17 protein-coding genes and 3 pseudogenes are annotated in these 21732 nt (G+C 57.5%); 9 read left to right on the forward strand and 11 right to left on the reverse strand.

The annotated features are described in order from the left end of the window. The first annotated feature begins 179 nt into the window (after positions 1-179). A pseudogene (narQ, locus tag AAHB66_RS16770) lies at positions 180-1875 on the forward strand (nitrate/nitrite two-component system sensor histidine kinase NarQ). A gap of 200 nt (positions 1876-2075) precedes the next feature. Next, entirely contained in the window at positions 2076-5189 is a 3114-nt protein-coding gene (gene acrD / locus AAHB66_RS16775; protein ID WP_347113688.1) for a multidrug efflux RND transporter permease AcrD, read from the forward strand. A 107-nt stretch (positions 5190-5296) separates the two neighbouring features. On the opposite strand, the gene ypfM is transcribed toward acrD, so the two are convergent. Beyond that, on the reverse strand, positions 5297-5356 hold the full coding sequence (gene ypfM / locus AAHB66_RS16780; protein WP_015572204.1) for a protein YpfM: 60 nt from the start codon (positions 5354-5356) through the stop codon (positions 5297-5299). Between the two features lie 388 nt (positions 5357-5744). On the opposite strand from ypfM, the gene AAHB66_RS16785 reads away from it, so the two are divergent. From AAHB66_RS16785 to AAHB66_RS16795, 3 genes are read left to right on the forward strand one after another with little or no spacing between them, the layout of a single operon-like run. After that, entirely contained in the window at positions 5745-6101 is a 357-nt protein-coding gene (locus tag AAHB66_RS16785) for an ArsC family reductase (protein WP_347113690.1), read from the forward strand. 3 nt (positions 6102-6104) lie between these two features. Beyond that, on the forward strand, positions 6105-7232 hold the full coding sequence (gene dapE / locus AAHB66_RS16790; RefSeq protein WP_142486658.1) for a succinyl-diaminopimelate desuccinylase: 1128 nt from the start codon (positions 6105-6107) through the stop codon (positions 7230-7232). Positions 7233-7258: 26 nt separating this feature from the next. Further along, a complete protein-coding gene (locus AAHB66_RS16795) occupies positions 7259-7456 on the forward strand; it encodes a YpfN family protein (RefSeq protein ID WP_039029679.1) in 198 nt (65 codons plus the stop codon). A 441-nt stretch (positions 7457-7897) separates the two neighbouring features. Here AAHB66_RS16795 and ypfH read toward each other — a convergent pair whose 3' ends face one another. From ypfH to dapA, 6 genes and pseudogenes are all read right to left on the reverse strand, one after another. Next, a complete protein-coding gene (ypfH, locus tag AAHB66_RS16800; protein ID WP_347113692.1) occupies positions 7898-8593 on the reverse strand; it encodes an esterase in 696 nt (231 codons plus the stop codon). 73 nt (positions 8594-8666) lie between these two features. Beyond that, positions 8667-10677 (reverse strand): annotated as a pseudogene (locus AAHB66_RS16805) (GNAT family N-acetyltransferase). A gap of 6 nt (positions 10678-10683) precedes the next feature. After that, on the reverse strand, positions 10684-11550 hold the full coding sequence (locus AAHB66_RS16810; RefSeq protein ID WP_347113694.1) for a neutral zinc metallopeptidase: 867 nt from the start codon (positions 11548-11550) through the stop codon (positions 10684-10686). A gap of 122 nt (positions 11551-11672) precedes the next feature. Next, positions 11673-12386, reverse strand: coding sequence for a phosphoribosylaminoimidazolesuccinocarboxamide synthase (gene purC, locus AAHB66_RS16815; protein ID WP_333855564.1), 714 nt, complete (start codon positions 12384-12386; stop codon positions 11673-11675). Between the two features lie 109 nt (positions 12387-12495). Further along, on the reverse strand, positions 12496-13530 hold the full coding sequence (gene bamC, locus AAHB66_RS16820; protein ID WP_347113696.1) for an outer membrane protein assembly factor BamC: 1035 nt from the start codon (positions 13528-13530) through the stop codon (positions 12496-12498). A gap of 16 nt (positions 13531-13546) precedes the next feature. Then, on the reverse strand, positions 13547-14425 hold the full coding sequence (dapA, locus tag AAHB66_RS16825) for a 4-hydroxy-tetrahydrodipicolinate synthase (protein ID WP_142486664.1): 879 nt from the start codon (positions 14423-14425) through the stop codon (positions 13547-13549). A gap of 145 nt (positions 14426-14570) precedes the next feature. Between dapA and AAHB66_RS16830 the strand changes: the two genes are divergently transcribed. Both AAHB66_RS16830 and bcp read left to right on the forward strand, forming a co-directional pair. Then, positions 14571-15140, forward strand: coding sequence for a glycine cleavage system transcriptional repressor (locus AAHB66_RS16830; RefSeq protein ID WP_032613050.1), 570 nt, complete (start codon positions 14571-14573; stop codon positions 15138-15140). Beyond that, the gene (gene bcp, locus AAHB66_RS16835) at positions 15140-15610 is read left to right on the forward strand and encodes a thioredoxin-dependent thiol peroxidase (protein WP_142486666.1); all 471 of its coding nucleotides are present in this window, start codon (positions 15140-15142) and stop codon (positions 15608-15610) included. The genes AAHB66_RS16830 and bcp overlap by 1 nt, the downstream gene beginning before the upstream one ends. Positions 15611-15748: 138 nt before the next feature. On the opposite strand, the pseudogene AAHB66_RS16840 reads toward bcp, so the two are convergent. Continuing rightward, positions 15749-16811, reverse strand: a pseudogene (locus AAHB66_RS16840) (AI-2E family transporter). 222 nt (positions 16812-17033) lie between these two features. Here AAHB66_RS16840 and bepA point away from each other — a divergent pair. Beyond that, positions 17034-18497, forward strand: coding sequence for a beta-barrel assembly-enhancing protease (gene bepA / locus AAHB66_RS16845; RefSeq protein ID WP_347113699.1), 1464 nt, complete (start codon positions 17034-17036; stop codon positions 18495-18497). Positions 18498-18508: 11 nt separating this feature from the next. Next, the gene (gene arsC / locus AAHB66_RS16850) at positions 18509-18868 is read left to right on the forward strand and encodes an arsenate reductase (glutaredoxin) (protein ID WP_347113700.1); all 360 of its coding nucleotides are present in this window, start codon (positions 18509-18511) and stop codon (positions 18866-18868) included. A gap of 35 nt (positions 18869-18903) precedes the next feature. On the opposite strand, the gene AAHB66_RS16855 is transcribed toward arsC, so the two are convergent. The 3 genes from AAHB66_RS16855 to upp form a co-directional block, all read right to left on the reverse strand. Further along, the gene (locus AAHB66_RS16855; protein WP_337016545.1) at positions 18904-19605 is read right to left on the reverse strand and encodes a DnaA inactivator Hda; all 702 of its coding nucleotides are present in this window, start codon (positions 19603-19605) and stop codon (positions 18904-18906) included. Between the two features lie 95 nt (positions 19606-19700). Next, positions 19701-20990 carry a uracil permease gene (gene uraA / locus AAHB66_RS16860; RefSeq protein WP_347113701.1) on the reverse strand — a complete coding sequence of 430 codons (1290 nt, stop codon included), beginning with the start codon at positions 20988-20990 and terminating at the stop codon, positions 19701-19703. An 87-nt stretch (positions 20991-21077) separates the two neighbouring features. Beyond that, positions 21078-21704, reverse strand: coding sequence for a uracil phosphoribosyltransferase (gene upp / locus AAHB66_RS16865; RefSeq protein WP_154128364.1), 627 nt, complete (start codon positions 21702-21704; stop codon positions 21078-21080). Between the last annotated feature and the right edge of the window lie 28 nt (positions 21705-21732).

Consider the following 21732-nt stretch of genomic DNA (forward strand, 5'->3'; position numbering starts at 1 on the left):
ATGAATAACGTATTTACCCACCGCAACGGGTTCAGGCAATGTTCAATTGCCCAGAAACGCGAACTATTTCGCCTGAACCTGTGTCAGATCAATTAATTTCATTCCTGATGAAACTACGTTTCATTCCCTCCGCGGAAACGTTGTTCAGGTCTGTTTCGTATTAGCTCAGGAAGCGATTTGTGATAGTTAAACAACCGGTTTCACGCAGTCTTGCCCGGGCCTTTTTCGCCATCATTGCCCTGTCGCTGCTGACCAGCGCCATCGCGCTCTTTACCCTCGCCAGCAGCCAGCGCGATGCCGAAGCGATCAACCTGGCGGGGTCATTGCGGATGCAGAGCTATCGCCTGGGTTACGATATGCAGCGGGGCAGCGCCGATCTGCTGCCCCATCGCCAGGCCTGGCAGCAAACGCTGAATGCCCCCGCGCTGCTCACCCTGAAAAGCTGGTACGTGCCGGATGAGGTACAACAGCATTATCACCAGCTACAGCTGGCATGGCAGGGTGTAAGCGAGAAGCTCGATCAGGGCGATTACGCCTGGTATCAGAACCATATGGATGAGTATGTGGCGCGTATCGACGCCTTTGTCCTCTCCCTGCAGCATTACGCCGAACATAAAATCCAGCTGGTGTTCGCCATCTCTTTTGCCGGGGCGATCGGCATCATCCTGCTGGCGCTCAGCACGCTGCGGCGGATCCGCCGGCAGGTGGTCGCCCCGCTCAATCATCTGGTCGCCTCCAGCCTGCACATCGAGCAGGGCCGGTTTGACACCCCGGTGCCGGATACCGATCTGCCGAACGAGCTCGGCCTGCTTTCCCGCACCTTTAACCATATGGCGACCGAGCTGCACACCCTCTATCGCTCGCTGGAAATTTCGGTTGAAGAGAAGACGCACCATCTGCACGAGGCCCATCAGCAGCTGGAGATGCTGTTTACCTGTTCGCAGGAGATGAACACCAGCAAGATCGACAGCCACTGTTTCCGTCATATCCTGCAAACCGTGCGCGAATACACCGGGATCGGCTGGCTGGCGCTGCATACCAGCGACGGCTGGAAAATGCAGGAGGGCGAGGTTGCCGACCACCTTGAGACGCAGGTGCTGCCGGTCATTATGCTGGAGACCCGCTTCGGTGAGCTGCGCTGGCAAAGCGAGCAGCGCGTCGTCCCGATCCCGCTGATGAAAAGCGTGGCGACCATGCTCGGGCGTGGCCTGTTCTCCAACCAGGCGCAGAAGCACTACCACCAGCTGCTGCTGATGGAGGAGCGCGCCACCATCGCCCGGGAGCTGCACGACTCGCTGGCGCAGGTGCTGTCGTATCTGCGCATCCAGCTGACGCTGCTTAAACGTGCGGTGCCGGAGGAGAACGAGGCGGCGCAGACCATCATTACCGACTTCTCCCGGGCGCTGAATGCCGCCTATCGCCAGCTGCGCGAGCTGCTTACCACCTTCCGCCTGACGCTGAATCAGGCCAACCTGCCCGCCGCGCTGCAGGAGACGCTGGACGATCTCCAGAAGCAGACCGGCGCAACGCTGAGCCTTGACTGTCAGCTCTCCTCCCTGGCACTGGATGCCCAGATGCAGGTCCACCTGCTGCAGATTGTGCGCGAGGCGGTGCTGAACGCCATCAAGCACGCCCAGGCCAGCGACATTCAGGTCAGCTGCGTGACCGCCCCGGACGGCAGCCATAGGGTAAGCATTCGCGACGACGGCATCGGGATCGGCGACGCCAGCGAGCCGCCGGGTCATTACGGTCTGAATATCATGCGCGAGCGCGCCGACCGGCTGGGGGGGCACCCTGCACTTCTCGCAGCCGCCCGGCGGTGGGACGCAGGTCAGCGTCTGTTTCCGCTCGTCAGCCGCTACCGAGGGTAAATAACGGTAAAATCAGGGGGAATGTCACCGCTCAGCCATGGGGATGGGCAATACTCACCGCAACCCCCGGGGCAACGACGCGAATAAAGCGCATGATAATTTACATTATCTCCTTTATTTCTCCACGTTTGACATCCGCCTTGCCGCTAGAGTTATGCGGGCAATGTACAATGACGACGCGCAGCAAAACGAGGTCTTATTTTAATGGCGAATTTTTTCATCGATCGCCCCATTTTTGCCTGGGTGCTGGCAATTCTGTTGTGTCTCACCGGCACGCTGGCCATTTTTTCCCTTCCTGTTGAGCAGTACCCGGATCTGGCCCCGCCTAACGTGCGGATCACGGCGAACTATCCGGGGGCCTCTGCACAAACCCTGGAGAACACCGTCACTCAGGTAATCGAGCAGAACATGACCGGCCTCGACAACCTGATGTATATGTCCTCCCAGAGCAGCGCCACCGGCCAGGCGACGGTCACGCTGAGCTTTACCGCAGGGAGCGACCCGGATGAAGCGGTGCAGCAGGTGCAGAACCAGCTGCAGTCCGCGCTGCGTAAGCTGCCGCAGGCGGTACAGAATCAGGGCGTAACGGTGCGTAAGACCGGGGACACCAACATTCTGACCATCGCCTTTGTCTCCAACGACGGCTCGATGGATAAGCAGGATATCGCCGACTATGTCGCCAGTAACATTCAGGATCCGCTGAGCCGCATCAACGGCGTGGGGGATATCGACGCCTACGGCTCGCAATACTCGATGCGTATCTGGCTCGATCCGGCGAAGCTGAACAGTTTCCAGATGACGGCGAAAGACGTCACCGACGCCATCGAATCACAAAACGCACAAATTGCGGTCGGCCAGCTGGGCGGTACGCCGTCCATCGATAAACAGGCGCTGAACGCCACCATCAACTCCCAGTCGCTGTTGCAGACCCCGCAGCAGTTCCGCGATATCACCCTGCGCGTCAACCAGGACGGGTCGGAAGTGCGGCTGGGCGATGTCGCCACCGTCGAGATGGGCGCGGAGAAATACGATTACCTGAGCCGCTTCAACGGTAAGCAGGCCTCCGGGCTGGGGGTTAAACTGGCTTCCGGTGCCAACGAGATGGCCACGGCTGAACAGGTCATCAAACGCCTCGATGAACTGTCGCAGTACTTCCCCCACGGGCTGGAGTATAAAGTCGCCTACGAAACCACCTCCTTCGTGAAGGCCTCGATCGAGGATGTGGTGAAAACCCTGCTGGAAGCCATCGCCCTGGTGTTCCTGGTGATGTACCTGTTCCTGCAAAATTTCCGCGCCACGCTGATCCCGACCATCGCCGTACCGGTGGTGCTGATGGGCACCTTCACGGTGCTCTACGCCTTTGGCTATAGCATTAACACCCTCACCATGTTTGCGATGGTGCTGGCGATAGGCCTGCTGGTGGATGACGCCATCGTGGTGGTGGAGAACGTCGAACGTATCATGAGCGAAGAGGGGCTCTCTCCGCGCGAAGCGACGCGAAAATCAATGAAGCAGATCCAGGGGGCGCTGGTGGGCATCGCCATGGTGCTGTCGGCGGTGTTCGTGCCGATGGCCTTCTTTGGCGGCACCACCGGCGCGATCTACCGCCAGTTCTCCATCACCATCGTCTCAGCCATGGTGCTGTCGGTGCTGGTGGCGATGATCCTCACCCCGGCGCTGTGCGCCACCCTGCTTAAACCGCTGCATAAGGGCGAACAGCATGGCCAGAAAGGGTTCTTCGGCTGGTTCAACCGCATGTTTAACCGCAACGCCGCGCGCTATGAGGCGGGCGTCGGGCGGATCCTGCAGCGCAGCCTGCGCTGGATGCTGATCTACGTTCTGCTGCTGGGCGGCATGGTGTTCCTGTTCCTGCGTCTGCCGACCTCGTTCCTGCCGCTGGAAGACCGGGGCATGTTTATCACCTCGGTGCAGTTGCCCAGCGGCTCAACCCAGCAGCAGACCCTGAAGGTGGTCCAGCAGGTCGAGCAGTATTTCTTCACCAAAGAGAAAGATACCGTGCTGTCGGTCTTTGCCACCGTGGGCTCTGGCCCGGGCGGTAACGGGCAGAACGTGGCGCGTATGTTCGTGCGCCTGAAAGACTGGGACGAGCGCGATGCCAAAACCGGCAGCTCGTTTGCCATTATCGAACGCGCCACTAAAGCCTTCAGCCATATTAAAGAGGCGCGGGTCTTCGCCAGCAGCCCACCGGCCATCAGCGGGCTCGGCAGTTCGGCGGGCTTTGATATGGAACTGCAGGATCACGCCGGGGCCGGGCATGATGCCCTGATGGCCGCCCGCGACCGCCTGCTGGAGCTGGCCGGAGAAGATCCTTCCCTCACCCGCGTGCGCCACAACGGCCTGGATGACAGCCCGCAGCTGCAGATTGATATCGACCAGCGCAAGGCGCAGGCGCTCGGCGTGGATATTGACGATATCAACGATACCCTGCAAACCGCATGGGGTTCGAGCTACGTGAACGACTTTATGGATCGGGGCCGCGTGAAAAAGGTCTACGTGCAGGCGGCGGCTAAATACCGCATGCTGCCGGACGATATCAACATGTGGTACGTGCGCAACAAAGACGGCGGCATGGTGCCCTTCTCGGCCTTCGCCACCTCGCGCTGGGAGACCGGTTCCCCGCGTATGGAACGCTACAACGGCTATTCAGCGGTAGAGATTGTCGGTGAGGCCGCGCCTGGAGTCAGTACCGGTACCGCGATGGATGTGATGGAAAGCCTGGTGCAGCAACTGCCTGCCGGGTTTGGCCTCGAGTGGACGGCGATGTCCTATCAGGAGCGCCTCTCCGGTGCTCAGGCACCAGCGCTATACGCCCTGTCGCTGCTGGTGGTGTTCCTCTGTCTGGCCGCCCTGTATGAGAGCTGGTCGGTGCCGTTCTCGGTGATGTTGGTGGTGCCGCTGGGGGTGATTGGCGCCCTGCTCGCGACCTGGATGCGCGGGCTGGAGAATGACGTCTACTTCCAGGTCGGACTGTTAACGGTCATTGGTCTGTCCGCGAAGAACGCCATTCTGATTGTCGAGTTTGCTAACGAGATGAATGAGAAAGGCCAGGAGCTGATGGCTGCGACCCTTGATGCCTGTCGCCAGCGCATGCGTCCGATCCTGATGACCTCGCTGGCATTTGTCTTCGGCGTGCTGCCGATGGCGACCAGCTCTGGCGCGGGATCGAGCAGCCAGCACGCGGTGGGAACCGGGGTCATGGGCGGGATGATCTCCGCGACCATCCTTGCCATTTACTTTGTTCCACTGTTCTTTGTGCTGATCCGCCGACGTTTCCCGTTAAAGGAACGACAGAAATAAGATATTGAAAATGAAAAAGGCGTCCTTACCGGCCGCCTTTTTTATGTGTTTATTTTCACATTATTGTTATTTAGCTAATTAAGTGCTCTTGCATTTCTTCCTGAATGTCATTTACGAAGCATGCCTTCGATAAAATCTTTCCAGTTCCCCAGTTCACGTTCAATCATAACTACCTCTCTTATTATTATGGCCATTCTACGAGAATATATCATCATTGTGAAGACTTTTTAATCAGTGATACTGCTCTACCCCCGTTGGTACGACTGGCTTGTAGATAATATGGGTCCAGTCCGATAAATTTTATGTGACCAACTGCAATATTTTGAAATAACCCTGGTTAAGGATGAAAAATTTAATTAGCGACTGTTCTTACACGACTTTTTAGCACCTGGACTTCTATGCGTTAAAGATGAAATAATATTCATGCGCTGTACATTATTTATGCCAGGCCTGAATATAAAATTAAGTAATAAAACAAATGTGTTATATTTTCGCAATCGCTTAAACATCGAAATTACTGAGCAATTGCTCTCTGTTAAGACAAAAGGATTCACCATGATCGTCCTGTACGGCATCAAAAATTGCGACACCATCAAAAAGGCACGCCGCTGGCTGGAGGCAAACAACGTCGACTACCGTTTTCACGACTATCGCGCCGACGGACTTGATGCAGATTTAATGCAGAAATTCATCGCTGAGCTGGGCTGGGAAGCCCTGCTGAACACCCGCGGCACCACCTGGCGCAAACTGGACGAGACGCTGCGCGCCAGCATCAACAATGCGCACAGCGCCGCCGCCTTAATGGTTGAAATGCCAGCAATCATCAAACGCCCATTGCTCTGGGCGCCCGGTAAGCCTATGCTGCTGGGTTTCAACGAAAACCAATACCAAACCTATTTTATTGAGGTGTAGTCTATGTCATGCCCGGTCATTGAGCTGACTCAGCAGCTTATTCGCCGCCCCTCCCTGAGCCCGGACGATGCGGGTTGTCAGGCGCTGATGATCGAACGCCTGCGGGCGATTGGTTTTACCGTCGAACCTATGGATTTTGGCGATACGCAAAATTTCTGGGCCTGGCGTGGTCAGGGCGAAACGCTGGCGTTTGCCGGACATACTGATGTGGTGCCAGCCGGTGACGCTGACCGCTGGATCAATCCTCCTTTCGAACCGACGATCCGCGACGGCATGCTGTTTGGTCGCGGCGCGGCGGACATGAAAGGTTCTCTGGCAGCAATGGTGGTTGCCGCTGAACGTTTCGTGGCGCAATACCCTAACCATAAAGGCCGCCTGGCGTTTTTGATCACCTCCGACGAAGAGGCCAGCGCCAAAAACGGCACCGTGAAGGTAGTAGAAACGCTGATGGCGCGTAACGAACGCCTGGATTACTGCCTGGTGGGCGAACCGTCCAGTACCGAGGTGGTGGGTGACGTGGTCAAAAATGGCCGTCGCGGCTCCATGACCTGTAACCTGACCATTCATGGCGTCCAGGGTCACGTAGCTTATCCGCATCTGGCTGATAATCCGGTGCACCGCGCCGCGCCGATGCTCAACGAGCTGGTGGGGATCGAGTGGGACAAGGGCAACGACTATTTCCCGCCAACCAGCATGCAGATTGCCAATATCCAGGCCGGCACCGGCAGCAACAACGTCATCCCGGGCGATCTGTTTGTGCAGTTCAACTTCCGCTTCAGCACCGAGCTGACCGACGAAATGATCAAAGCCCGCGTCGCGGCGCTGCTGGAGAAACACCAGCTGCGCTACAGCGTTGACTGGTGGATTTCCGGCCAGCCGTTCCTGACCGGGCGCGGTAAGCTGGTGGATGCGGTAGTTAACGCTATCGCGCACTATAATGAAATTAAACCGCAACTGCTGACCACGGGCGGCACATCCGACGGACGCTTTATTGCCCGTATGGGTGCGCAGGTGGTGGAACTTGGGCCAGTGAATGCCACGATTCATAAAATCAATGAATGCGTGAATGCAGCTGATTTGCAACTGCTGGCCCGTATGTATCAACGTATCATGGAGCAGCTCGTCGCCTGACGGTTGCCCCAAAGAAGGATAAGCAAATGGACTGGCTGGCTAAATATTGGTGGATCCTGGTACTGGTGTTTCTGGTAGGCGTGCTGCTGAACGTGATCAAGGATCTCAAGCGCGTTGACCATAAGAAATTCCTCGCCAACAAACCTGAACTCCCTCCACATCGTGACTTCAACGACAAGTGGGACGATGAAGACGACTGGCCGAAGAAGGACCAGAAGAAGTAATGGTTTAACCTCTGTCTATGTTACGGATTCTCCCTCTCCCTTGAGGAAGAGGGCTGGGGTGAGGGGGGAACATACCGCACTGGTGGTAATTCCGTTCACTTCCAGAGCCGTGCTTCTCGGTTACAACGGAACCGGTGAACGTGCCAGGGTGGCTCAATCGCCACCACCCTGGCAACCCGGGCTACCGGCAAGAAAATCGCCGCTTTGCGGTGCCCTCAGCTTATTCCTTCAGGCTTTCGGGTCGGGCACCAGCCTGCATCCTTGCAGGCTATGCCCTCTCGGCGCGTCCCTGCGCCTCGCCCCGGCCTTCCGGAAACGCTTCGGCGATTTTCAGCCGGACCAGGGAATCGCTGTCAGTTAATCATTCACCTGAATTATTTTATTGCTTCAAGTACAAAGAAATAACCGAAAATTCTTCCTGGTGGAACGAAGAGCCCCCCCTCAGAAAAACTCAACAATATCGTCGTCGTTCGGCTTGCCGCCGCTCAATGCTTCATCAAAGTAGTGCTTCGGCACGGTAAAACGCAGGTGATCCAGCGCGAACTGCATACTGCGATCGTCAATGGCGTGTCCCAGATCGTCGACAATATCCAGCGTCACATCGCTGCCCGCGCGGATCAGCGCTTCCTGTCCGGCAACAGCATGGGACAGCTCAATCACATGATCTTCCCCGCCGTGGATCAGGTGGATAGTGGTCTCGGTCGTCGCCCGCTCAGGCAAGGTCGCATAGCGGCCATTAAACGCAATCACCCGCGAGGCTAACCCCGGCTCAGCCTTCACGCTCTCCAGCGCCATGATCGCGCCCTGAGAAAAGCCGATCAGCGCAGTCGCATTGGCGCCAACACCGCTTTGCTGCTGCCAGTAACGCACCGTGTCGACAAAGGTCGGCATGATTGCATCCACGCGTTCCTGACGGTTCTCTTCGGTCACGCCCTGCACCGAGAACCACTGGCGGCCATTCGGACCGCAGGGCTCAACGCCGCCCACGCTCACCACCAGCGCATCGGGAAACAGCGGCGCAAACCAGCTGCCAATCTGCCCCATATTGACCGGGTTATCGCCGACGCCATGAAACAGCAGCAGCAGCTGTTTAGCCGGATGAACGGGGCTCTGGACAACAAAATGGTCATGTTTCATGGCAGTCTCCTTGATTGATAAGCGGGATTCTACGCCTGACAGGCAGAATGAACATGCCAGTTTACTGATGAAGTCATTGAAAAAATTGCCATTGCAAAACGGTGTGCTTCAGCCTCTGGCAATGTTCGCTGTCCAGCTGCGCCAGCGCCTGGTCCGTCTCGGTGCGCAGATGGCTCAGCAGGGCTTTACGTCCGCTGAGACCCAACGCACGGCTCAGGACGTTATCATCCAGCCCCTGCTCAACTTTGCCCCGCAGTCCTGTTAGCGGCAGATTCGTCGCCTGCAACAGCCGCGTCAGACTGGCCACCGCCGCCGTTAAGGGGCGGTGGGCAAAAGCAAACCCGGCCAGATCCAGCCAGTCATCATCATTAAGGGTAGCCTCACCTGTGGGGGCCACCGGGATCTTTTCACCGTTCCAGCGTTCAATCACCGCCGCATCGCGACAGAGGCGCTGATGCTCACGCTGGCACAGCGCCTCTCCCGCCGCGCTGAGCGGCAGCATCGCCATCGCCGTGTAGCAGCCGCTGCTGGCCTCGCGATGGCTGCCCATGCGCACCAGCACAAAGCCACAGCGCTGCCAGAAGCGCCAGAGTTCGTCGGTGTAGCCGAAGCTGACGGAAAGGTAGTCGATATTGACCTGCTGGCGGGCATTGGCAACCAGCGCCCTGCCAATGCCTTCGCGCTGGCGGGCGGGATGGACGGCAACGCGCGTCACCCGCCGGGCGGTAAGGGTGGCGGCCAGCGGTGAGCCGCCGTGAGCCGCCAGCGACTGCGCCACCAGATTGCCGCGCGGACGACGGTAGCCCGCCCATACCGCCTGGCTGAGCGCTGGGCTCAGACCGCCCTCCTCCACCAGCCACAGCGCGCCGCAGACGGCATCGTCCGTACGGGCAACGGCAAAATGCTGCCCGGGGGCGTCCATCATGCGCCGCAGGTCGAGGGGTGAGGTCCGGTAGTGGGCGGCGCAGAGCAGTTTGTAGACCGCCGCCGGGGTTTCAGGGTTGCGGCTCCAGGCCTCCTGCTCCAGCGGTGTACAGACGATCTTCCCCTGAGGGAGGCGCTCGTCAGGTTCGTCATCAAACAGCAGCACCTCGGCGATGATGCGCTCCAGCGGGCAGCCCGCCGCCCAGCGCACCGGCTCGCTCAGGGTGAAGTAACGCAGCCCGGCAAAACGGGCGCAGAATTTCAGCAGGAATCCTCTGCCGGTGCCCTCATAGCCCTGCACCGTGGTGGTCAGCAGCACCCGGGGGGAAGCGCGTCACCAGCCGCGCCAGCAGCGGGCCGGGGATCGCTGCTGCCTCATCGACGATCAGCCAGTCGGCACGCTCGTCCGAGACCAGCAGCGCGTCAGGGGCCATAAAGTGATAGCGGTCGCCACCGAAACGGGCGATGACTTCCGTCGCCGCTCTGGCGGGGGCCGTCACAATGGCGCGGCCTGCAATACGTTGCAGCAGCATGCCCGCCAGCGCTGACTTTCCGCGCCCGCGCGCTGCGGTCACGGCAGCGACGCCTGCGGGCATCGTTGTCAGCTGGTCGAGGAGCGCGGCCTGCTCGCGCTGCGGCTCCCCGCTGGCAGGGTGCCAGTCGGGCGCAGATACAGGGTGCAAAAGGGGAAATGGCGCGCCCTGCTGCCAGCGTATGACCTGCGGATCGCGCGTGATATGGCGGCAGAAATGTTCAATAAAGCGTGGTGTAGGGATCGGTTCTGGCCGGTCGCTCCAGCGCAGCGAATCCCGGTCGGCTTGCTGCGGCCACTGCGCCAGAGCGGGCGTGAGTAACACCAGTATACTCCCGGCCCGCAAGGTGCCACTCGCAGCCGCAAAGGCCGAGACGTCAAAGCCGTAGCGGGCATCGAAGATGGCGTGGAGAAACTCGCGGCCCAGGAGCTGGTTCAGCGCCTGGGGTGAACATGACGGGAGCTGGGGGGCATCATCGCCAATCCACAGCCAGTCGCCGGGACAGTGTTCTTTCAGCAGCAGCGCCTGCTGCTGCGTCCAGGTCTCGTCCCCGCTCAGCACCAGCAGCCGCCGGTGCCCTTCCCGCGCCAGTTGTTCAGACAATCCTGATAAATTCATCCCTGACATCGAGAATTACATGGCCTTACCGAAGGTGTTGCATTGTGCCGGATCGCCGCCGTCAAAACCTTTTTTGAACCAGCTGTAGCGCTGTTCCGAAGTCCCGTGTGTAAAGCTGTCCGGTACGACGTGGCCCTGGCTTTGCTGTTGCAAACGGTCATCGCCAATGGCGTTAGCAGCATTAAGGGCCTCTTCCAGATCGCCCGCTTCCAGCACCCCTTCCTGCTGCATATTGTGGCCCCAGACGCCGGCAAAGCAGTCGGCCTGCAGCTCCATACGCACCGACAGCGCATTGACCTCTTTCTCGCTGGCGTTCTGCTGCAGCTGACGCACTTTCGGTTCGATACCGAGCAGTTTCTGCACGTGATGGCCCACTTCATGGGCAATGACGTAGCCCTGGGCAAAGTCGCCATCGGCGCCCAGCTTACGTTTCATGTCATCGTAGAAGGAGAGATCGATATAGACGGTAGAATCGGCAGGACAGTAGAACGGCCCCATCACCGATTGTCCGGTCCCGCAGCCGGTACGCGTGGCACCGCGGTACATCACCAGCTTCGGCTGCTGGTAGGTCCGGCCCATTTTATCGAACAGCTGGCCCCAGGTATCTTCCGTCGTGGCGAGGATCACCGAGGTAAACTTCGCGGCTTCATCTTCGTTCGGACTGATGGAGCGCGGCGACTGATACTGCTGCTGCTGCACCGGTTGCCCGGTCAGCAACCCGCTCAGGTCGACGCCGTAGTAGCCCGCCACCACAACCACCAGCAGAATAATGATGCCGCCCTTGCCTCCCGGCAACCGAAAACCCGGACCGCCCATTGACGGGCCCCCGCTGCTACGTCTGTCATCCACATTGTCACTTTCACGACGCCCTTGCCAGCGCATAACCACCTCGAAAATATCATCATAATAATAAATATGATCGTAGGCGGTTCGGGGCAAGATTACCACTGCAAACAAGGGTGAGATGCCAGAGGAACGGCCGTTCCCCTGGCGATAAGGCGGGATTAGTCGAGTTTAACGCCCAGACGGTGGGCAACGGCTTCGTACGCTTCGATCACGCCGCCCAGGCTTTGGCGGAAGCGGTCTTTGTCCATTTTATCCAGCGTCTCTTTATCCCACAGGCGGCTGCCGTCCGGGGAGAATTCATCACCCAGAACCACCTCACCTTTATACAATCCGAATTCCAGTTTGAAGTCGACCAGGATCAGACCCGCATCATCAAACAGCTTTTTCAGCACGTCGTTCGCTTTAAAAGTCAGCTCCTGCATGCGCGCCAGGTTCTCTTTGCTCACCCAGCCGAAGGTTTCGCAGTAAGATTCGTTGACCATCGGATCGTGCATGGCGTCGTTTTTCAGGAACAGGTCGAACAGCGGCGGGCTGAGTTCGATGCCCTCTTCAATACCCAGACGCTTCACCAGAGAGCCTGCGGCGCGGTTACGGACGACACATTCAACCGGTACCATATCCAGCTTTTTCACCAGACATTCGGTGTCGGACAGCAACGCTTCCATCTGCGTCGGGATACCCGCTTCTTCCAGCTTGCTCATAATGAAGTGGTTGAACTTGTTGTTCACCATCCCTTTACGATCGAACTGTTCAATGCGCGCGCCATCTCCTGCTGACGTATCATTGCGGAACTCGAGCACCAACAGATCCGGGTTTTCCGTGCTGTATACGGTTTTCGCTTTGCCACGATACAACTCAGCTTGCTTCTGCATCTTCATTACTCCTGGTGTGATGATTTTTGTACAAAACTGGCGATATTATGCCACGCACACGTTTGCGTAGCACGAAAATAAAAAGGGCTGGATTCACCAGCCCTCAATTTTATTTGCTGAATGCCGCCTGGAAAACAGCGACCAGCGCATCGTTCTGCGACTGGGTCAGGGTGTGACCTTTCGGATCGATGAACTGCAGGCTGCTACGGTTGTCCAGATCGCCGACCTGAAGCTTGTAGTCGCCAGATGACAGACCCGGATCGCGTGCGCCCAGCTCTTCCCAGCTGCTGTCAGACAGCGGTTTATAGGTCACCGCCATACTACCGGTTGAACGGGTGCTGTCGGTCACTTTCATGCCAACGCGCTCAAGGGTTGCAGGCAGACGCTGCCAGACCTGGTTGAACGGACCGCGCACGACCAGCATTGGCAGACCGGTTTCGTCGGCAGCGCTCTGCACGTCGAAGGTTGCGCCATTGCGGCTCTGGGCAGCATTGGCAGCATCGGTTGCGTTTTTGTCGAGGCCCGCAGCGATGGTGTTAAGCATCTCGGTGCTGTAGCGCTGCATGGAAGCCGCATCTGAGACCGGCTTGCCTGCCTGCTCCAGGTTCAGCAGCTTAACCACGACCGCCTGCTGATAACCCTGAGGTTTAACAGAGACTTGATAACGTCCACGGTACTGTTGATCTTCATCCAGACGGGTCCATTCGATCCAGTCTGTCGACAGCGTCTGGCTGGCGTCATCGCGTTGCGTGATTGTGTAGTTCTTCGACTGGATCACGCTGACCACCTGCGGCCACAGCGTGGCATTACGCGCGCTCTCAACCTGCAGCGTCGCGGTATCGCCGGTGAACTGAGTACGCGCCCCGCTTACCAGCGCCAGAGGCTGGGCTGGCGGACGAATATCAAGCGCTTTGCCTACCGCGCCGCTCCCGTTGGTGACCGGAATGTTGTAGTCGCCATTCTGAATCGGCAGGATCATGCCAGCGGGCGCATGAAGTTCAGCAAGCGGCGCAGCATCCAGATAGGATTCGTCACCGCTCACCTGGCGCTTGTAGCGTGAATCTGAGCTACAGGCTGCGAGCAGCATAACAAGCGAAACACCCGCAACCTTCGCCAGGCGCGACTTCTGTACTGAGTAAGCCATCAAATCTCCCTAAACTTTACAGCAGACCGGCATGCTTCAGCGCGCTGGTGACCGTTTCGCGACCGTGGTCGGTAATCGGGGTCATCGGCAGACGCAGCGTATCGGTCGCTACAAGTCCCAACTCCTTACATGCCCATTTCACTGGGATCGGATTGGGTTCGACAAATAATTTGTTGTGCAGCGGCATCAGACGCTGGTTAATCACGCGAGCTTCCTGGTAATGACCGGCAGCAGCCAGTTTACACATTTCAGCCATATCGCGGGCTGCAACGTTGGAGGTCACGGAAATTACGCCGTGGCCGCCGAGCTGCATGAAGTCCAGCGAGGTCGCATCATCACCGCTCAGCAGAATAAAGTCGTCTGAAACCAGCTCTTTGATCTGGTGAACACGGCTTAAGTTCCCGGTCGCCTCTTTAATACCGATAATATTTTTTACTTTCGCGAGACGGCCAACCGTTTCTGGCAGCATATCGCAGCCAGTACGCGACGGCACATTATACAGGATTTGTGGCAAGTCAGTATGTTCAGCGATGGCTTTGAAATGCTGGAACAGACCTTCCTGGGTCGGACGGTTGTAGTACGGCGTTACCGTCAGGCAACCCACGACACCGCTATCGTTAAAACGCTGGGTCAGACTGATGGCTTCCGCGGTCGCATTGGCACCCGTACCGGCGATAACCGGGATACGCCCGTCCGCCAGTTCGAGGGTCATCATGACCACTTCACCATGCTCTTCATGGCTCAGCGTAGCAGATTCACCGGTAGTCCCTACCGAAACAATCGCCGAGGTTCCGCTGGCGACATGATAATCAATCAGTTTCTTCAGGCTTGACCGGCAGACATTACCTTTCTCATCCATCGGTGTTACAAGCGCGACAATACTTCCCGTGAACATGGGCCATCCTCTGTGCGTACAAGATTCTCAATGGTACGTTTGGTGCTGTAATAAAAGCAAGGGACATGAGGCCTCCAGGTTATTGTATGCCGGTTTTTTTTATGCTTTCCTTAGAAAGACTAAACCACGCAAAGGAAGAACAGGTTTGACAACCTCATCACAACATTACCTGGTTATCACTGCGCTGGGTGCCGACAGGCCGGGGATCGTGAACACCATCACTCGCCACGTCAGTAGCTGCGGCTGCAACATCGAAGACAGCCGCCTGGCGATGCTGGGAGAAGAGTTCACCTTCATCATGCTGCTTTCCGGGTCGTGGAATGCGATCACCTTAATTGAATCGACCCTGCCGTTAAAAGGCGCAGAGCTGGATCTGCTGATCGTGATGAAGCGCACCACTGCGCGCCCGCAACCGGCCCTGCCGGCCACCGTCTGGGTCCAGGTGGAAGTGACTGACTCCCCGCACTTAATCGAACGCTTTACCGCCCTGTTTGACAGCCATCAGATGAACATTGCCGAGCTGGTCTCCCGTACCCAGCCGGGTGAAGGCGACACTATCCCTAAACTGTTTATCCAGATCACCGCGCACAGCCCGGCCTCTCAGGATGCGTCAAATATCGAGCAAGCGTTCAAAGCCCTCTGTACAGAATTAAATGCGCAAGGCAGTATAAACGTCGTCAATTATTCCCAGCATGAACAAGACGGAGTTGAGTAATGAATCCACTGAAAGCCGGTGACATCGCACCGAAATTTAGCTTGCCCGATCAAGACGGTGAGCAAGTAAATTTAACCGACTTCCAGGGACAGCGTGTTCTGGTCTATTTCTACCCGAAAGCCATGACGCCAGGCTGTACCGTACAAGCATGCGGTCTACGCGACAACATGGACGAGTTGAAAAATGCGGGCGTAGAAGTGCTGGGTATCAGTACCGATAAGCCTGAAAAGCTGTCTCGTTTTGCTGAAAAAGAGTTACTGAACTTCACGCTGCTCTCCGACGAAGACCATCAGGTCTGCAGCGAGTTTGGCATCTGGGGTGAAAAAACCTTTATGGGCAAAACCTACGACGGTATCCACCGCATCAGTTTCCTGATCGATGCCGAAGGTAAGGTTGAACATGTGTTTGATGACTTTAAAACCAGCAATCACCACGATGTGGTATTGAACTGGGTGAAAGAGAACGCCTGAAGGTAAACGCAAAACGGCAACCTGAGTTGCCGTTTTTAGTGTTTGCGCCCTCTCCCCGTGGGAGAGGGTTGGGGTGAGGGCATCAGCCCGCACAAAACCCGTAGGCCCGTGCAAGCGCTAGCGCCGCCGGGCAACAGATTACTCCTCAACCGCCGGAACATCCGGCCAGGCATGCACCACCGCTTTAATCAGCGTTGCCAGCGGGATCGCAAAGAACACCCCCCCAGAATCCCCATAGTCCGCCAAAAATTACCACCGACAGAATAATGACGATCGGGTGCAGGTTCACCGCCTCCGAGAACAGCACCGGCACCAGCAGGTTACCGTCCAGCCCCTGAATAATCAGATAGACGACGAAACAGCTCCAGAACTCGGTGCCCAGACCAAACTGGAACAGCGCCACGCACACCACCGGAATAGTGACTACAAAGGCCCCGATGTAGGGGATCAGCACCGAGAAGCCCACCAGTACCGCCAGCAGCAGAGAATAGTTCAGACCGAAGATAAAGAAGCCAATCCAGGTGGCGATGCCGACGACGATCATCTCCAGCACTTTGCCACGAATGTAATTCGTGATCTGCTGGTTCATCTCCTTCCATACCTGCCCTGCCAGGCCACGGTTACGCGGCAGCACGCGGCGCACCGCGTTCAGCATCTGCTCTTTGTCTTTCACCAGGAAGAAGACCATCAGCGGCACCAGCACCAGATAGACCGCCAGCGTCAGCAGGCCCACCAGCGACGCGAGGGAGAATTTCACCACCGTGTCCCCCATCGTCATGATGCGGGTACGCATATTTTCAGCCATCGCATCAATAATGCCCGCATCCATCAGGGCCGGATAACGACGCGGCAGAGTGGCGGCAAAATCAGAGAGCTTGGTGAGCATGCCGGGCATATCGCGAATCAGGTAGATCCCCTGCTGCCAGGCGATCGGCAGCACCACAAAGGACATCACCAGCAGGATACCGACAAAAAAGACCAGCACGATGATGCTGGCCCAGCGACGGGAACAGCCGATGTTTTCCAGCCGGACCGTCGGCCACTCCAGCAGATAGGCGAGCACAATCGCTACCAGCAGCGGGGCCAGCAGCCCGCTAAAGAAGAAGAGGATGCCAAATCCGGCAACCAGAATAACCAGTAAAGCAATGGCCTCGGGATCGCTAAAGCGTCGGCGGTACCACTGCATTAATAACTCGAGCATACAACCCTTCCCTGAAGATGATGGCTGGACGTAAAGGGTGAATTGTATCGGAGAGTCAATGAAAAGACTTTCGCTTTTTCTGGCTCTGTCACAAAACGCAAAAGCCTGAAAAGAGGGATTTTCTTATCGCCCTGACGCGGCTACACTCCCAGAGCAGCCGCAGGTGAACGATATGCGGGTTATTCGGTCAAATTAGCACACCTACCAGACAGGACAGAAGTTATGTTCAGGCAGTTGAAAAAAACGTTGGTTGCGACGCTCATTGCTGCGCTGACCGCCGGCCAGATGATGCCAGCGTTCGCTGACTCTGCAGAATCATTGCCTGACATGGGCACCTCGGCAGGCAGCACGCTCTCCATTGGTCAGGAGATGCAAATGGGCGACTACTATGTGCGCCAGCTGCGCGGCAGTGCGCCGCTGATTAACGATCCGCTGCTGGTGCAGTACATCAACTCCCTGGGGATGCGTCTGGTCTCCCATGCGGATTCGGTGAAGACCCCTTTCCACTTCTTTTTAATCAATAACGATGAGATCAACGCCTTTGCCTTCTTCGGCGGCAATGTGGTGCTGCACTCGGCGTTATTCCGCTATGCCGATAACGAAAGCCAGCTGGCCTCGGTCATGGCGCACGAAATTTCTCACGTCACCCAGCGCCATCTGGCGCGCGCGATGGAAGATCAAAAGCGCAGCGCCCCGCTAACCTGGGTAGGCGCCCTGGGCTCTATTCTGCTGGCGATGGCCAGCCCGCAGGCGGGCATGGCGGCGCTGACCGGTACGCTGGCGGGCACGCGCCAGGGGATGATCAGCTTTACCCAGCAGAACGAACAGGAAGCCGACCGCATCGGGATTCAGGTGCTGCAGCGCTCCGGGTTCGACCCGCAGGCGATGCCGGGCTTCCTCGAAAAATTACTCGACCAGGCGCGCTACTCTTCGCGCCCGCCGGAAATTTTGCTGACGCACCCGCTGCCGGAAAGCCGTCTTTCGGATGCCCGCAACCGCGCCAACCAGATGCGTCCGGTGGTGGTGCAATCCTCGGAAAATTTCTACATGGCGAAGGTCAGAACCCTCGGTATGTACAATTCCGGGCGCAACCAGCTGACCAACGATCTGCTGGACGCGCTGGCCAAAGGCAACGTGCGCGAACAACGCGCGGCCCAGTATGGCCGGGCGTTACAGGCGATGGAGGCCAGCAATTATGATGAGGCCCGCAAGAACCTGCAGCCGCTGCTGAGCGCAGAGTCGAACAATGCCTGGTATCTCGATCTGGCCACCGACATCGATTTAGGCCAGAAAAAAGGCCAGGATGCGATCAACCGTCTGAAAGGCGCCCGGGAATTGCGCACCAACCCGGTTCTTCAACTTAACCTGGCGAATGCTTACTTACAGGCTGGACAGCCGCAGGAAGCCGCTCCTATTCTCAACCGCTACACCTTCAATAACAAAGATGACCCTAACGGCTGGGATCTGCTGGCCCAGGTGGAATCCGCGCTTGGCCATCGCGATCAGGAGCTGGCGGCCCGCGCCGAAGGCTATGCCCTGGCCGGACGCCTGGACCAGGCCATCTCCCTGCTGAGCAGCGCCAGTTCGCAGGTGAAACTGGGCAGCCTGCAACAGGCCCGTTACGATGCCCGCATCGATCAGCTGCGCCAGCTGCAGCAGCGCTACCGTCCGTATGAAAAGATGTAAAAGGAGAAAAGATGTCTGACGCGGTTACGATCTACCACAACCCTCGCTGCTCCAAGAGCCGCGAAACCCTGACCCTGCTGAAAACCAACGGCATTGAGCCGCAGGTAGTGCTCTATCTGGAGACGCCGCCGGATGCGGATACCCTTCGCACGCTGTTAAGCCAGCTGGGCATGTCCAGCGCCAGAGAGTTAATGCGCCAGAAAGAGGAGCTTTACAAAGAGCTGGGGCTGGCTGACAGCGCGCTCGGTGAAGAGGCATTAATTCAGGCGATGGTGGAAAATCCGAAGCTGATCGAGCGCCCGATTGTGGTGGCAAACGGCAAAGCGCGTATTGGTCGTCCGCCTGAACAGGTGCTGGAGATTGTGAAGTAAGCATGAAATGGCCCGGAAGCCTGCGTGCGCCGGGCCTACAGATTGAGGATATCTTTCACAAAAGGAATGGTGAGCTTACGCTGGGCGGTGATAGATGCCCGATCCAGCTGATCGAGGGTCATAAACAGCGTACGCATCTCGCGATCCAGCCGCTTTAACAGAAAACGCCCCACGTCTTCCGGCAGTTCAAACCCCCGCAACCGCGCCCGCAGCTGCAAAGCCTGCAGTTTATCTTCGTCAGAGAGCGGCTGTAATTTGTAGATTTGCCCCCAGTCGAGACGCGAAGCCAGATCGGCCAGCCCGAGATTCAGCTGACGCGGTGGGCGATCGCCGGTGATCAGCAGCCGGGTTTTCCCGGACTCCAGAATGCGGTTATAGAGATCAAAAATCGCCATTTCCCACAGCTCATCCCCCGCCACGCATTCGATATTGTCGATGCAGACCAGCGACAGCTGTTCCATCCCGTCGAGCACTTCCGGCACAAACCAGGTGCGTTTATCCAGCGGCACATAGCCGACCGCATCCCCGCGCTGGGAGAGTTCGGCACAGGCTGCGTGCAGCAGATGGCTGCGCCCCGCGCCTTCGCGTGACCAGATATAGATGTAACCGCTGTGCTCCTGGCGCAACACGTTTTGCAGTGCAGCCAGTAAAGAGGGGTTATCACCCGGCCAGAAACTCGCGAAAGTTTCGTCGTCGGGAAGATAAAGTGGCAAAGAGAGCTGTGCCGGTGCGTTCAGAAATACCTCAACCAGGTCTAACTCGGAATCGGCCCAGAGTTTAACACGGAACAAGCGGGGAGAGAACCGGGCGGATCGGCCGCCCGGCTGGAGGATCAATGGGAGACTTTTTCTGTCTCTTCAGCGTCCAGAACCACTTCTTCCGGGCGCAGAACGGAGATCAGTTTGAAGATCAGGGCCAGGCCAATACCGACGATGGTCGCCAGCGCCATGCCTTTCAGCTCGGCCGCGCCAATGTGTACCATGGCACCGCTGACGCCAATAATCAGGATCACCGAAGTCAGGATCAGGTTCTGCGCTTTGCTGTAATCGACTTTGGATTCGATCAGAACGCGGATACCGGAGGCACCAATTACCCCGTACAGCAGCAGCGAAACGCCGCCCATCACCGGCACCGGGATGATCTGGATGGCGGCCGCCAGTTTACCGACGCAGGAGAGCAGAATAGCGATAATCGCCGCCCCGCCGATTACCCAGGTGCTGTACACGCGGGTAATGGCCATCACGCCGATGTTCTCACCGTAGGTGGTGTTTGGCGTTGAGCCGAAGAAACCGGAGATGATGGTTGAGAAGCCGTTAGCAAACATCGAGCGGTGCAGACCCGGGTCGCGGATCAGATCGCGCTTAACGATGTTCGCCGTCACCACCAGGTGGCCGACATGCTCGGCAATCACCACCAGCGCTGCAGGCAGGATGGTGAAGATGGCAAACCACTCAAAGCGCGGGGTATAGAAAGTTGGCAGTGCGAACCAGTGGGCCTGGGCGATTGGAGTAGTATCGACCACACCCATGGCGAAGGAGAGCGCATAGCCCGCCAGCACCCCAATCAGGATCGGGATAATCGCCATAAAGCCGCGGAACAGTACGGAGCCAAAGACCGTCACGCCCAGCGTTACCAGCGAGATGATAATAGTTTTGGTATCCGGTGACTGACCGTCGGCTGGCAGCAGACCCGCCATGTTTGCCGCTACACCGGCTAACTCAAGACCGATGACGGCAACGATTGCGCCCATTGCCGCAGGCGGAAACATCACATCCAGCCAGCCGGTACCCGCTTTCTTCACAATGAAAGCCACCAGGCAGAAGAGCACGCCGCACATGATAAAGCCGCCCAACGCCACTTCGTAGCCTAACGGCAGCAGCAACAGCACCGGGGAGATAAAGGCAAAGCTGGAACCCAGATAGGCCGGGATTTTCCCTTTACAGATGAAGAGGTACAACAGCGTTCCGATGCCGTTAAACAGCAGCACGGTGGCCGGGTTAATGTGGAACAGGATTGGCACCAGCACGGTTGCGCCAAACATTGCAAACAGGTGCTGCAAACTAAGCGGGATTGTCTGTAAAAGCGGCGGTCTTTCACTCACCCCGATAGCACGGCGCGTCATAGTGTTTTCCTCTGAGTATTATTGGTTGTGTGTGTTTTATTCAAAAAAAAGCCGACTATCAAAGTCGGCTTCTTTATCGTTATGCGATTACTTAGTACCAAAAATCTTATCGCCGGCATCGCCGAGGCCCGGGATGATATACCCGTGCTCGTTCAGACCCTGATCGACAGAGGCGGTATACAGCTCAACGTCCGGGTGCGCTTTTTCCAGCGCGGCGATACCTTCCGGCGCGGCAACCAGTACCAGCACCTTGATGCTGCTGCAGCCGGCGTTTTTCAGCAGGTCGATAGTGGCGATCATCGAACCGCCTGTCGCCAGCATCGGGTCAACAACCAGCGCCATACGCTCGTCGATGTTGGAAACCAGCTTCTGGAAATACGGTACGGGCTCCAGCGTTTCTTCGTTACGGTAGATGCCGACCACGCTGATACGCGCGCTCGGAACGTGCTCCAGCACGCCTTCCATCATGCCCAGACCGGCACGCAGGATTGGCACAACGGTAATTTTTTTGCCTTTGATCTGCTCAACCTGTACCGGGCCGTTCCAGCCTTCAATGGTCACCTTTTCAGTTTCCAGATCGGAGGTTGCTTCATAGGTCAGTAAGCTGCCAACTTCAGAGGCCAGTTCACGAAAGCGCTTAGTGCTGATGTCATGCTCACGCATCAGGCCCAGCTTGTGTTTAACGAGTGGGTGTTTCACTTCCACAATCTTCATTCTCTTTCTCCTTCGGGTGGCAGCCACA

The organism is Leclercia sp. S52, from assembly GCF_039727615.1.
Taxonomy (GTDB): domain Bacteria; phylum Pseudomonadota; class Gammaproteobacteria; order Enterobacterales; family Enterobacteriaceae; genus Enterobacter; species Enterobacter adecarboxylatus_B.

Bases quoted from the DNA above. Each gene is read 5' to 3' on its own strand.
- ypfH (WP_347113692.1), bottom strand. From the start codon at position 8,593: ATGAAACATGACCATTTTGTTGTCCAGAGCCCCGTTCATCCGGCTAAA.
- AAHB66_RS16795 (WP_039029679.1), top strand. From the start codon at position 7,259: ATGGACTGGCTGGCTAAATATTGGTGGATCCTGGTACTGGTGTTTCTG.
- bcp (WP_142486666.1), top strand. From the start codon at position 15,140: ATGAATCCACTGAAAGCCGGTGACATCGCACCGAAATTTAGCTTGCCC.
- upp (WP_154128364.1), bottom strand. From the start codon at position 21,704: ATGAAGATTGTGGAAGTGAAACACCCACTCGTTAAACACAAGCTGGGC.
- AAHB66_RS16785 (WP_347113690.1), top strand. From the start codon at position 5,745: ATGATCGTCCTGTACGGCATCAAAAATTGCGACACCATCAAAAAGGCA.
- bamC (WP_347113696.1), bottom strand. From the start codon at position 13,530: ATGGCTTACTCAGTACAGAAGTCGCGCCTGGCGAAGGTTGCGGGTGTT.
- uraA (WP_347113701.1), bottom strand. From the start codon at position 20,990: ATGACGCGCCGTGCTATCGGGGTGAGTGAAAGACCGCCGCTTTTACAG.
- arsC (WP_347113700.1), top strand. From the start codon at position 18,509: ATGTCTGACGCGGTTACGATCTACCACAACCCTCGCTGCTCCAAGAGC.
- purC (WP_333855564.1), bottom strand. From the start codon at position 12,386: ATGCAGAAGCAAGCTGAGTTGTATCGTGGCAAAGCGAAAACCGTATAC.
- acrD (WP_347113688.1), top strand. From the start codon at position 2,076: ATGGCGAATTTTTTCATCGATCGCCCCATTTTTGCCTGGGTGCTGGCA.
- AAHB66_RS16810 (WP_347113694.1), bottom strand. From the start codon at position 11,550: ATGCGCTGGCAAGGGCGTCGTGAAAGTGACAATGTGGATGACAGACGT.
- bepA (WP_347113699.1), top strand. From the start codon at position 17,034: ATGTTCAGGCAGTTGAAAAAAACGTTGGTTGCGACGCTCATTGCTGCG.
- dapA (WP_142486664.1), bottom strand. From the start codon at position 14,425: ATGTTCACGGGAAGTATTGTCGCGCTTGTAACACCGATGGATGAGAAA.
- dapE (WP_142486658.1), top strand. From the start codon at position 6,105: ATGTCATGCCCGGTCATTGAGCTGACTCAGCAGCTTATTCGCCGCCCC.